Origin of the sequence: Rhodoferax sp. BLA1 (assembly GCF_013416775.1) — a bacterium.
Lineage (GTDB): Bacteria > Pseudomonadota > Gammaproteobacteria > Burkholderiales > Burkholderiaceae_C > Rhodoferax.
Window position 1 is genome coordinate 14,552 of sequence record NZ_SZVI01000004.1, and the last position, 11,226, is coordinate 25,777.

General features: G+C 63.4%; 9 protein-coding genes. All 9 read left to right on the forward strand.

Features of this window, described 5'->3' with window-relative positions:
• Positions 1-199: 199 nt before the first annotated feature.
• The 9 genes from FDG13_RS05025 (at position 200) to FDG13_RS05065 (ending at position 11,167) form a co-directional block, all read left to right on the forward strand.
• Positions 200-1,417, forward strand: a complete 1,218-nt coding sequence (locus tag FDG13_RS05025) for a multidrug effflux MFS transporter (RefSeq protein WP_180125724.1) — start codon at positions 200-202, stop codon at positions 1,415-1,417.
• Between the two features lie 31 nt (positions 1,418-1,448).
• Complete coding sequence (locus FDG13_RS05030; protein WP_180125725.1) at positions 1,449-1,817, forward strand: hypothetical protein; 369 nt, start codon at positions 1,449-1,451, stop codon at positions 1,815-1,817.
• Positions 1,818-1,886: 69 nt separating this feature from the next.
• A complete protein-coding gene (locus tag FDG13_RS05035) occupies positions 1,887-3,746 on the forward strand; it encodes a hypothetical protein (RefSeq protein ID WP_180125726.1) in 1,860 nt (619 codons plus the stop codon).
• Between the two features lie 255 nt (positions 3,747-4,001).
• Positions 4,002-4,826 (forward strand): translesion DNA synthesis-associated protein ImuA, encoded by an 825-nt coding sequence (gene imuA, locus FDG13_RS05040; RefSeq protein ID WP_180125727.1) that lies wholly within the window; start codon positions 4,002-4,004, stop codon positions 4,824-4,826.
• On the forward strand, positions 4,795-6,309 hold the full coding sequence (locus FDG13_RS05045; RefSeq protein ID WP_255435105.1) for a DNA polymerase Y family protein: 1,515 nt from the start codon (positions 4,795-4,797) through the stop codon (positions 6,307-6,309). The genes imuA and FDG13_RS05045 overlap by 32 nt, the downstream gene beginning before the upstream one ends.
• Positions 6,310-6,464: 155 nt before the next feature.
• Complete coding sequence (locus FDG13_RS05050; RefSeq protein ID WP_218942628.1) at positions 6,465-7,667, forward strand: ROK family protein; 1,203 nt, start codon at positions 6,465-6,467, stop codon at positions 7,665-7,667.
• On the forward strand, positions 7,664-9,151 hold the full coding sequence (locus FDG13_RS05055; protein WP_180125728.1) for a sugar ABC transporter ATP-binding protein: 1,488 nt from the start codon (positions 7,664-7,666) through the stop codon (positions 9,149-9,151). The genes FDG13_RS05050 and FDG13_RS05055 overlap by 4 nt, the downstream gene beginning before the upstream one ends.
• Complete coding sequence (locus FDG13_RS05060) at positions 9,132-10,136, forward strand: ABC transporter permease (protein ID WP_180125729.1); 1,005 nt, start codon at positions 9,132-9,134, stop codon at positions 10,134-10,136. The genes FDG13_RS05055 and FDG13_RS05060 overlap by 20 nt, the downstream gene beginning before the upstream one ends.
• A 68-nt stretch (positions 10,137-10,204) precedes the next feature.
• Positions 10,205-11,167 (forward strand): substrate-binding domain-containing protein, encoded by a 963-nt coding sequence (locus tag FDG13_RS05065; RefSeq protein ID WP_180125730.1) that lies wholly within the window; start codon positions 10,205-10,207, stop codon positions 11,165-11,167.
• Positions 11,168-11,226 lie beyond the last annotated feature (59 nt).

The window sequence follows — 11,226 nt, forward strand, 5'->3', positions numbered from 1 at the left end:
AGGATACCCATGGCGCAGGCCGGGCGGCTTGCAACGAGGGGGCCTCCAACCGCGCAAGCTGCTTGTTCTACCGAGCTCAGGGCGCGCCCCTTCCCGATCTATCACCCAAGCTCCGACCCCGCCGCTGGTCCCTAACTTTTTGTTTTTCTGATGTTTTGTTCTCTCTGTTTATGTGCTGTTTTGCCGGAAGTGGCCTCTGATGAATCCTGACGCACACCACATCTGGCAGGCGCCACGTTGGGCGCTGGCGGTGCTGCTGGCCATGCTGGGCATGCTCGGGCCGTTCTCGATTGACACCTACATCCCCGCGTTTTCGGGCATTGCCGCGTCCCTCAACGCCACACCGGTGCAGATGCAGCAGACGCTGTCGGCGTATCTGTTTGGTTTTGCTTTCATGAGTCTGTTCCATGGCGCGCTGTCTGACAGCGTCGGGCGCCGGCCGGTGGTGTTGTGGGGGCTGGCCGCCTTCACCGTGGCCTCAATGGGCTGTGCGCTGTCTCAAAGCATTGGTCAGCTGGTGTTTTTCCGCGCGGTGCAGGGGCTGACCACTGGCGCGGGTATTGTGGTGTCACGCGCGGTGGTGCGCGACATGTTCCCGCCCGCGCAGGCGCAAAAGGTGATGAGCCAGATCACCATCTATTTTGGTGTGGCACCGGCGGTGGCGCCGATGATTGGTGGGGTGTTGTTTGCCCACCTGGGCTGGCACAGCGTGTTCTGGTTTCTGACCGGTGTGGGTGTGGTGTTGTGGCTGGCCAACTACCGGCTGCTGCCCGAGACGCTGCACCTGAGCCACCGCCAGCCGCTCAAGATCAGCAACCTGATGCAGGGTTACTGGCAGCTCGGGCGTGACCCGCGTTTTTTCTTGCTGTCGCTGGCCAGCGGCATCCCGTTCAACGGCATGTTTTTGTATGTGTTGTCGGCACCGGTGTTTCTGGGTGAGCATCTGGCGCTGCCGCCCACGCAGTTTTTCTGGTTTTTTGTGCTCACCATCAGCGGCATCATGAGCGGCGCCTGGGTCAGTGGTCGCATGGCTGGCCGGATTGCCCCCAAACGGCAGATTCGCTACGGGTTTTTGATCATGCTCAGCATGGCGGTGCTGAATCTGCTGGCCAATGCGCTTTTCACAGCCCATGCCGCCTGGGCGATGTTCCCGATTGCGATTTTTTCCTTTGGCTGGGCGGTCATGGTGCCGGTGGTGACCCTGCTGGTGCTGGACTTGCACCCGGATCGGCGGGGCATGGCCTCGAGCCTGCAGGCCTTTGTCGGCTCCAGCGCCAACGGTCTGGTGGCCGGGGTGATTGCGCCGCTGGTGATGCATTCCACTTTGGGGCTGGCGGCCACCTCGCTGGCGCTGTTGTCGATTGGCCTGGTGGCCTGGGTGCTGCTGCGTCGGCGCTGGGCGAGCATCGGTGCCTGACGCAGAGTCTTGAAGCAGGGGCTGTGGCGTGATGCAAATGCTCCCCGTGCTGTTGCTGCTGAGTGCCTCGATGGGCCTGGGCTTGTGGATGGGCTGGCAGTTTCTGCACCGCCTGGGCAGCAACCCGATCCACATCGGTTTTCACCTGATACTGGGGGTGTTGGGGCTGGAGATGGTGGTGATGTTGTTGCGCGGTGCGCCTGACGGCAGTGTTGCCGCCACTGGTGCGCTGGGCAAATCGACCGCACTGGTGTTGGCCACGGCGGTCATCACGGGATTTGCCACCTCGGTACTGGCCCGACGCTGGTCGCGCCAGGGGAGTGCCTGGGTGCTGGCCATCCACGCTTTGCTGGGGTCCGCCGGGTTTGTGCTGTTTTTGGCCTGGGCTTTTGTTTTGTAGCGCATGCAGGCTTACTGGGTGCGAGACACGCACTAATATCTAGGGCATTCCATCACACAAGGAGCCACTGTGGCCACTGACTCTCATCCATGGCGTTTTTTCCGGGCAGGTGGTTTTGACCAGGTGCAACTCGACACAGCGGCCGACCTGCTGGCGCTAGGTGATCTGGACCAGAAACTCTGGGTCGCCTTGTCGTGCCCGGTCAAGGGTATCGAGTTTGATGCCCGCAGCCTGCAGTTCATCGACAGCGACAACGACGGCCATGTGCGTGCGCCCGAGCTGCTGGCCGCCATCCGCTGGGCCCATGGCCGCCTGCTCAACCCCGAGTTGTTGGTGCAAAAGTGCGATGGTGTGCCGATCGCCCAGATCCGTGATGATGACGAATCCGGCAAGTCGATCAAGGCCGCCGCGCTGGTGCTGGCGCGCGAACTCGGCAAGAGTGAGGCCGATGTGCTGACCGTGGCCGAGGCCAGTGCCGCCCAGGTCAGCCACGCCGCACGTGCGCTGGCCGCATGGGAAGCCGCCGGCCATGACGCGCTGCCGCTGGGCGACGCCACCGCCGCCGCCCATGCGCTGGTGACCGAACTCGACGGCAAGGTGCAGGACTTTTTCACGCGCTGCCAGCTCTCCGCCTTTGATGAACGCGCCGGTGGGGTGCTCAATGCGTCCGAAGACGCCCTCAAGGCCCTGGCCCCCGCCAGCCTGCAGACCAGCAGCCCAGGCATCAGCGACCTGCCTTTGGCCCATGTCACCTCAGACGCTGTGTTGCCCTTGACCGATGGCCTCAACCCAGCTTGGGCGACCCGCATCAGCACCCTGCGCGACAGCGTGGTGACGCCGCTGCTCGGTGCGCAAGACCAGCTCAGCCCCGCTGACTGGCAAAGCATCCAGAGCAAATTGGCCAGTTACACCACCTGGCTGGCGGCCAAACCCGACCCCACGGCCGAGGGCGACGGTGTGCGTGACCTGGAACAACTGGCCCGTTATGTGCGCGATCTGCAGCCGCTGGCCAACAACTTTGTCGCGTTTCGCGACTTCTACACCCGCCAGGGCAAAGCCACCTTCCAGATCGGCACGCTGTACCTCGACGGGCGTTCGTGTGAGTTGTGTGTGGCGGTCAACGACGCGGCCAAACATGCCGCGCTGGCGGGCCTGTCCCGGCTGTGCCTGGTGTATTGCGACTGTGTACGTGGTGCCGACAAACTCAGCATCGCCGCTGCCTTCACTGCGGGGGATTCGGACCAACTCATGGTCGGGCGCAATGGTGTCTTTTACGACCGCCAGGGCCGTGACTGGGACGCCACCATTACCAAGATCATTGACCACCCGATCAGTCTGCGCCAGGCCTTCTGGTCGCCTTACAAACAGGTGGCGCGCGCCGTGGGCAACCAGATGCAAAAACTCGCTGCCAGCAAAGCCAAAGCGGCGGACGACAAACTGGTGGGGGCGGCCTTGAACGCCAGCGCCAAAACCGCCGCCGCAGAGGCCACCAAGCCGCCACCGCCGCCGCCGTTTGATGTGGGCAAATTTGCCGGTATTTTTGCCGCCATCGGGCTGGCGCTGGGCGCGGTCGGCACCATGGCGGTGTCGGTGGTCAGCGGGCTGTTTTCGCTGGCCTGGTGGCAGTGGCCGCTGGTGCTGCTGGGGGTGATGTTGCTGATCTCGGGCCCGGCGGTGTTGCTGGCCTGGTTCAAGTTGCGTGCCCGCAACCTGGGCCCGATCCTGGACGCCAATGGCTGGGCCATCAATGCACGGGCGCGCATCAACATCCCGTTTGGCACCTCGCTCACGCAGATTGCGCAGCTGCCTGCCAACGCCCAACGCAGCCTGAGCGACCCCTACGCCGACAAACCGTCGAGCTGGCCCTATCTGCTGCTGATGCTGGTGGTGGCCGTTGGTGTGATGTGGTTTCTGGGCTGGTTGGGCTAAACCGGCGCTTGCTTCCACCTGCGGGATGGGGTGACGGCCAGGGTGGCGCCCTGGACCCGGTTTTTATGAAAAAAGAGCTGCTAGCCCTTGTTGGAAAAGGGGTTGCAGCTCTTTTTTTTGTAGTTGTTGTGTGACCGTTTTGCCGCTGGCTGAGCTGCGTGGCCTGCAACCCAGGCGCTTGTGGCTGGGTTGAGGGCAGGGTTGAAGCATCTTAAAATACTGTTCATGCATACAGTATTTGGTGTCTAATACCCTATGGCCCTGTCTTCTGTTTCCACCCTGCTTGAGCGCTTTGGCGACGCCGTGTGGCGTGCTGACGCCCTGGCCGAGGCTGCCAGTGCCGACGGCGGTGTGTTGCCCAGTGGCCATGCGCTGCTGGACGTCCAGCTGCCTGGTGGTGGCTGGCCGCTGGGGGCGCTGAGTGAGGTGTTGCAGGTGCCCGGGGATGCCGCCGAGTGGCGTCTGCTGCTGCCAGCCTTGTCCACGCTGAACCGCAGCGTGGTGCTGGTGGGGGCGCCACATTTGCCGTTTGGCCCGGCGCTGGCGGCGCAGGGGCTGGATCTGCGCCGCCTGATCCAAGTGCAGGCGAGCACCGTGGCGCAGCGTCTGTGGGCGGCCGAGCAGGCGCTGCGTTGCAGCGAGGTGGCGGCCTTGCTGGTCTGGCTGTCGCAGGTGCGCTCCGAGCATCTGCGGCGCTTGCATCTGGCGGCGCAGGCCCACCGCTGTTTGTTGTGTGTGTTTCGCCCGGCCAGCGCGCAGGGCGAGTCTTCCCCTGCGGTGTTGAGGTTGCTGCTGGGTGTGGCAGCTGGGCCGCCAACCGCGTCAAGCCCGGAGGATGACTTGGCAGTGCAGATCCTCAAGCGGCGTGGCCCGCCGCTGTCCGAGGTGTTGCAGCTGCCAGCCCGGCCTGTGGCGCTGAGTGCGGTGTTGGCGTTCAACGCTGTGCCGCTGGCGTCTGCAGCGGGTTGGGTTGGGCCAACCCGGTCTGCTGTGTCTGTACCGGAGCCCCTCACCGGGGACACCCCCACACCCTGGCCGGAGCCTGCCTATGCACTGGATCGCCTTGTGGCTGCCGCCTGAGTCCGCAGCCCGGCCTGTGGCGGCCGTGCCTGCAGACGTGCAGGGAGCACCCGTGGCTGAGGGGGCTGACTTGGCCGACCCGCTCACCGCCCTGGGCTGGTGGGCGCTGCAGTTCACCCCCAAGGTGGTGCTGTCCGGCGGCGCGGTGCTGCTGGAGGTGTCGAGCAGCACCCGGCTATGGGGTGGCCAGGCCGCGCTGTTGCGTCATATTGGTGAGTCAAACAAGCCGGTAGCCCTTGTGTACTATGGGCAGGGTGATACATCTTTGGTAGCGCTTGCGCGGGCGCAGCAACCACCACAGCCGCCGCTGATGCCCGACCAACTGCCGCTGACCAGCCTGGCGGCGGCCCAGCCGCATCTGGCCACGCTGGCGCGCCTGGGTTGCCGCCGCTGGGGCCAGTTGCGGGCCTTACCACGTGCCGGTGTGGCGCGGCGTTTTGGTGCGGCGCTGGTCGACGCGCTCGACCAGGCCTATGGCTTGCGCCCGGATGTTTACCCCTGGCTGAGCCTGCCCGAGGTGTTTGAGGCGGCGCTGGAATTGCCCCAGCCGGTCGACAGTGCGCTGGCCTTGTTGTTTGGTGCGCGCCGCCTGTTGGCGCAACTGCAGCTCTGGTTGCAACTGCGCCAGCGCGGTGTGTTGGCGGTGGAACTGGGTTGGTTGATGGATGTGCGCCGCAACACGGCGACACAGGGGGCATTGGTGCTGCGCAGCGCCGAGGCCAGTGCCGACACCAGCCACCTGCTGCGCCTGCTGGCCGAGCGCCTGGGTCAGCTCACGCTGCCCGCGCCGGTGTTGTCGCTGCGCCTGCGTTCGCTGGAAATCCAGGCGTTGCAGGGGCAAAGCGCCAGCCTGTTGCTTGAAGACCAAGTCCAGGGCGACAGTCTGGCGCAGCTGCTCGAGCGTCTGAGTGCGCGACTCGGTGTCCACAACGTGTTGTCCCTGTTGCCACAAGCCGACCACCGGCCCGAACAGATGCAGAGCTGGCGCCCAGCGGCTGGTGGTGCATCGGTGGCCATCATGGGCCAGCATCGGGCACACAAGAAGACTTCGGAAAATATAGCGATTAGCCCTTGTGATACCAGGGCTGGAGGCCAAAATGGCTCAAACATGGCCGATAAGAGAGCCCCTGTGCCAACGGGGTGGGCCACGGCCCTGTTCCCCACCTGGCTGCTGGCCGAGCCTTTGCCGCTGCGGGTGGTCCAGCAGCAGCCGCATTACCAGGGGCCGCTGACCCTGCTGGCGGGGCCGCAGCGGCTGGAGGCCGCCTGGTGGGCGGTGCTGCGGCCAACCGGGCCGTCTGCTGAGCGCCCTGACCCCGGACCACAACCCCAGATTGCTGGCGAGGCACCCCCGCCCTCTGGCCCCGTTGTTTTGCGCGACTACTTTGTGGCGCGCAGCCCCAGCTCACCGCTGTTGTGGATCTATCGCGAGCGGCTGAGCAGTGCTGCGCCCGCCTGGTTTTTGCATGGGGTGTTTGGCTGACTTGGCCGGGAGGCTTTCGCCCCAGGTACGGGTTCGGGTGTTTTTGATCTTTGGCCAAATTTAGGTCTAACTTAGGCCTTGTTTAGCCTAAGTGGTGATCCTATGATCTATCGGAGCCTCACAAGAATGGGGCCAGAGCCGATAGGAGACAAACTTTGGCGCACTGGGACACACTGTCTGTTGACGAGATCAGCATCCTGCAAACCATTTTCTGGTCGGCGGGTGTGTCTCGTTATGAACTGTCGCATCGGCTGGCCTATTCAAAAAGCAAGACCAACAGCCTGGTGGCCTCCCTGCTCGATCAGGGGTTGCTGGATGAGGTTGGGCTGCTCAACTCCAACGGTGGACGCCGCGCCGAGACGCTTCAACTCAGCGGCGGGCTGGGTGTGTTGTTGTGTGTGGACCTGGGTGCCACCAGTCTGGATCTGGCGGTGATGAAACCCGATTTAACTGTGCTGGCCCAGATTGCCGAGCCCCTGGATGTGCGACGCGGCCCGGGTGATGTCATGTCGCGGGTGCGGGTGCTGATGCGGCAAATGCTGGCGCAGTGTGGTGCCACCGCCAAACAGGTCATCGGCATTGGTGTGGGGGTGCCGGGGCCAATCGATTTTGAGAGTGGCCAGCTGGTCAATCCGCCGCTGATGCCCAACTGGGACGGCTTTTCGATCCGCGACTACCTGCGTGAGGACTACAGCGCCCCGGTGTTTGTGGACAACGACGTCAACCTGATGGCGCTGGGTGAGTTATGGCGCCTGCAGCACAGCCTGCAAAACTTTCTGGTCATCAAAGTGGGCACCGGCATTGGCTGCGGCATCGTTTGCCATGGCGAGGTGTACCGGGGCGCCAACGGCTCGGCCGGTGACGTGGGCCACATTTGTGTGGATACCGCCGGGCCGCGCTGCCACTGTGGCAACCTGGGCTGTGTGGAAACCATGGCCGCTGGCCCGGCCATCTCCCGCCTGGCGACCGAGGCAGCGCAGTCGGGCCAAAGTGATCTTTTGGCGGCTTGCCTGGCGGAAAAAGGGCAAATCACCCCCGAAGACGTTGGCCAGGCCAGCCGCAACGGCGACGCGGCGGCCAACCACATCATCCAGCACACCGGCAACCTGATTGGTCAAATGCTGGCCTCGGTGGTCAACTTCTTCAACCCCTCACACGTGTTTATTGGTGGTGGCATCACCCGGATGGGCCCGCTGCTGTTGGCATCGGTGCGGCAAAGTGTCTACCAGCGCTCGTTGGCCCTGTCGACCCGGCACCTGGAGATCCAGTACACCCCGCTGGCGGAGCAGGCAGGTCTGGTGGGCGCCGGGGTGCTGGCCATGCAAGAGACGCTCAAACGCAAGGGGAAAACCGCATGAGTGTGGATGTCGAGTTTGACCAGGTGGTCAAGCAATTTGGCCCGGTGCAGGTGCTGCACGGAGTGAGTTTCAAGCTGCAGGCCGGGCGCACCGTGGGCCTGATTGGTGAGAACGGCGCTGGCAAGTCGACGCTGATGAAAATCCTGTCTGGCTTTGAGTCGATCAGCAGCGGCAGCATGCGCATCAACGGCCAGCCGATGGTGTTTGCCAGCTCGCGCCAGGCCGAGGAACAGGGCATTGTGCTGATCCACCAGGAGTTCAGCCTGGCCGACGACCTGACGATTGCTCAGAACATGTTTCTGGGCCACGAGAAAAAACGCGGCTGGCTGCTCGACGACGCCAGCATGCAGGCCGAAGCCGCCCAGGCCATCGCCCAGGTTGGTTTACAAGCCGACGTGACCACCCGCGTGCGCAACCTGATCGTGGCGGAAAAGCAGTTGGTGGAGATTGCCCGCGCCCTGTTGCGCCGGGCCCGCCTGCTGATCATGGACGAACCCACCGCCACCCTGACCCCGGGCGAGACCAAACGCCTGTTTGCGCTGATGGCGCAGCTCAAGGCCGATGGCGTCACCCTGGTCTACATCTCGCACAAGCTTGACGAAGTGCAGCAGGTGACCGACGAGGTGGTGGTGATGCGCGACGGCCAGTTTGTGGCCCGCGAAGACACGGCCAATCTGACGCGCCAGCAGATGGCCAGCCTGATGGTCGGGCGCGAACTGGCCAACCTGTACCCGCCCAAGGCGCCACATTTGTCCGCTGCCAAGCCAGTGCTCAAAGTCACCGGCCTGACGGTGCCGGGCTGGGCCGAAGACGTGAGTTTTGAGGTGCATCCGGGTGAAATCCTGGGTTTTGCCGGACTGGTGGGCGCCGGGCGCACCGAGCTGTTTGAGGGTCTACTGGGCCTGCGCCCACGCAGCGCCGGACAGATTGAATTGCAAGGCAGGGTGGTCGATTTACGCAGCCCACGCGCTGCCGCACAGCAGGGTCTGACTTACCTCAGTGAAGACCGCAAGGGCAAAGGCCTGCATGTCAACCTGGGGCTGCGCGAGAACCTGACGCTGATGGCCTTGCAGCGCTACGCCCACCCGCTGCTGGACATCACGGCTGAAAAAGCCGCGCTCCAAACCGCTGTGGACGACTACGGCATCCGCACCGGCAGCCTGAACGCCATCGCCTCGTCGCTCTCAGGCGGCAACCAGCAGAAGCTGGCGCTGGCCAAGGTGCTGCACCCAAACCCGAAGGTGGTGGTGCTGGACGAACCGACCCGGGGTGTGGACGTGGGCGCCAAAAGCGACATCTACACGCTGATCCAGCGCCTGGCCCGCGAGGGGCTGGCCGTCATTGTCATTTCCAGTGAGCTGCTGGAGCTGATCGGCCTGTGCCACCGCGTGGTCGTGATGCGCAATGGCCGTCTGCAGGCCGTGCTTGAAGAAAACCAGTTAACCGAACAGGAGTTGATCACTCATGCCACAGGAACCCACTAAAGCCGCGCCCACAGTGCCGGCCGCCACCCCCTGGCTGGGGCGTTTACAGGGCCTGGGCCCGGTGATTGGCCTGGTGCTGCTGTGTATCGCCGGCACCTGGCTCAACAGCAATTTCGCCACCCTGGACAACGCCATGAATGTGCTGACCCGCACCGCCTTCATCGGCATCATTGCGGTGGGCATGTGTTTTGTCATCGTTTCGGGTGGTATCGACCTGTCGGTCGGCTCGATGGCGGCGTTGATTGCGGGCAGCATCATCCTGACGATGAACGCGCTGGCACCCATGGGCTTGTCGCCGGTGATGGTGGTGGTGATTGGCATGGCTCTGGCGATTCTGTTGGGTGCGGCCTTTGGCCTGGCGCATGGGCTGCTGATCACCAAGGGACACATCGAACCCTTCATCGTGACGCTGGGCACCCTGGGCATTTACCGCGCCTACCTGACCTATTTTTCCAACGGCGGCGCCATCACCCTGGACAACGACCTGAGCGACGTTTACAGCCCGGTCTATTACGCCAGCGTGGCAGGCATCCCGATCCCGGTGCTGGTGTTTCTGGTGGTGGCGCTGCTGGGGGGGCTCATCCTGAATCGCACCGCTTTTGGCCGGTATGTGCAAGCGATTGGCTCCAACGAGCAGGTGGCGCGTTATGCCGCTGTGGATGTGGACCGGGTGAAGATCCTGACCTATGTGTTGCTGGGCGTGTGTGTTGGCATTGCCACCCTGCTGTATGTGCCGCGCCTGGGCTCGGCCACCCCCACCACCGGCTTGTTGTGGGAGCTCGAAGCCATCGCGGCGGTCATCGTTGGCGGCACCTCGTTCAAGGGCGGCGCGGGCAGCATCACCGGCACGGTGGTGGGTGCGGTGCTGCTCTCGGTGATCAGCAACATCCTGAATCTGACCAGCATCATCAGCGTTTACCTCAACGCGGCGGTGCAGGGCTTTGTGATCGTCGGCGTGGCTTTCACGCAGCGAGGCCGGCGCTGACCCGTTTGCCATTTTTCCAACCCCGGTAGCAGGACGCTACTTTTTTCCAACCTCAGGAGATCGTCAACATGAAAACCATCACCCGTAGATTAGCCTTGACCGCAGTGGCCCTGGCGGCCCTGGCCAGTGCGCCGAGTTTTGCGGCAGAGAAAGTGGTGTTGGGTGTGGCCATTCCGGCTGCCACCCACGGCTTCACCGGCGGCATCGTGTTCTGGGCCAACCAGGCCAAGAAGGACTTGGAAAAAGCCCACCCCGACCTGCAGGTCATCGTCAAGACCGCCTCCGGTGCACCCGAGCAGGCCAACCAACTGCAAGACCTGCAGACCGTCAACAAGATCAATGCGCTGGTGATCTTCCCATTTGAATCGGCCTCGCTGACCAAGCCAGTGGCCCAGGTCAAGGGCAAAGGTGTGTATGTCACCGTGGTCGACCGAGGCCTGACCGACACCAGCGCACAAGACGCCTACATCTCGGGTGACAACACCGCGTTTGGCAAGATTCCGGCCGAATACCTGGCCAAAACCATGGGTGGCAAGGGCAACCTGGTGGCAATGCGCGGGATTGCCACCACACTGGACAACGAACGCATGGACGCCTTCAACAGCGTGCTCAAAGCCCACCCCGACATGAAACTGCTGGACGCCAAATACGCCAACTGGAACCGCGACGACGCGTTCAAGGTGATGCAGGACTACCTGACCCGCTTCAAACAGATCGACGCAGTTTGGGCCGCTGATGACGACATGGCCGTGGGTGTGCTCAAAGCCATCGACCAGGCCAAACGCATCGACATCAAGATCGTGTTTGGTGGCGCCGGTGCCAAGGGCATGATCAAAACCCTGATGGACGGCAAAGACCCGCGCATCCAGGCCAATGTGTCCTATTCGCCCAAGTTCATCTACGACGCGATCAAACTCACCGCCGAGGCCCGGCTCAAAGGTGAGAAGCTGCCAGCCACTTACATCATCCCCTCGGTGCTGATCACCAAGGACAACGCGGCACAGTTCTACTTCCCGGATTCGCCGTTCTGAGTTTTAGGTAAAAACGGCTTCTGGCCCTTATAAATAGAGGGCTAGCAGCTATACCCTGT

Coding starts and splice junctions, on each gene's coding strand:
- FDG13_RS05025 (WP_180125724.1), top strand. CDS start 200: ATGAATCCTGACGCACACCACATCTGGCAGGCGCCACGTTGGGCGCTG.
- FDG13_RS05030 (WP_180125725.1), top strand. CDS start 1,449: ATGCAAATGCTCCCCGTGCTGTTGCTGCTGAGTGCCTCGATGGGCCTG.
- imuA (WP_180125727.1), top strand. CDS start 4,002: ATGGCCCTGTCTTCTGTTTCCACCCTGCTTGAGCGCTTTGGCGACGCC.
- FDG13_RS05045 (WP_255435105.1), top strand. CDS start 4,795: ATGCACTGGATCGCCTTGTGGCTGCCGCCTGAGTCCGCAGCCCGGCCT.
- FDG13_RS05055 (WP_180125728.1), top strand. CDS start 7,664: ATGAGTGTGGATGTCGAGTTTGACCAGGTGGTCAAGCAATTTGGCCCG.
- FDG13_RS05060 (WP_180125729.1), top strand. CDS start 9,132: ATGCCACAGGAACCCACTAAAGCCGCGCCCACAGTGCCGGCCGCCACC.
- FDG13_RS05065 (WP_180125730.1), top strand. CDS start 10,205: ATGAAAACCATCACCCGTAGATTAGCCTTGACCGCAGTGGCCCTGGCG.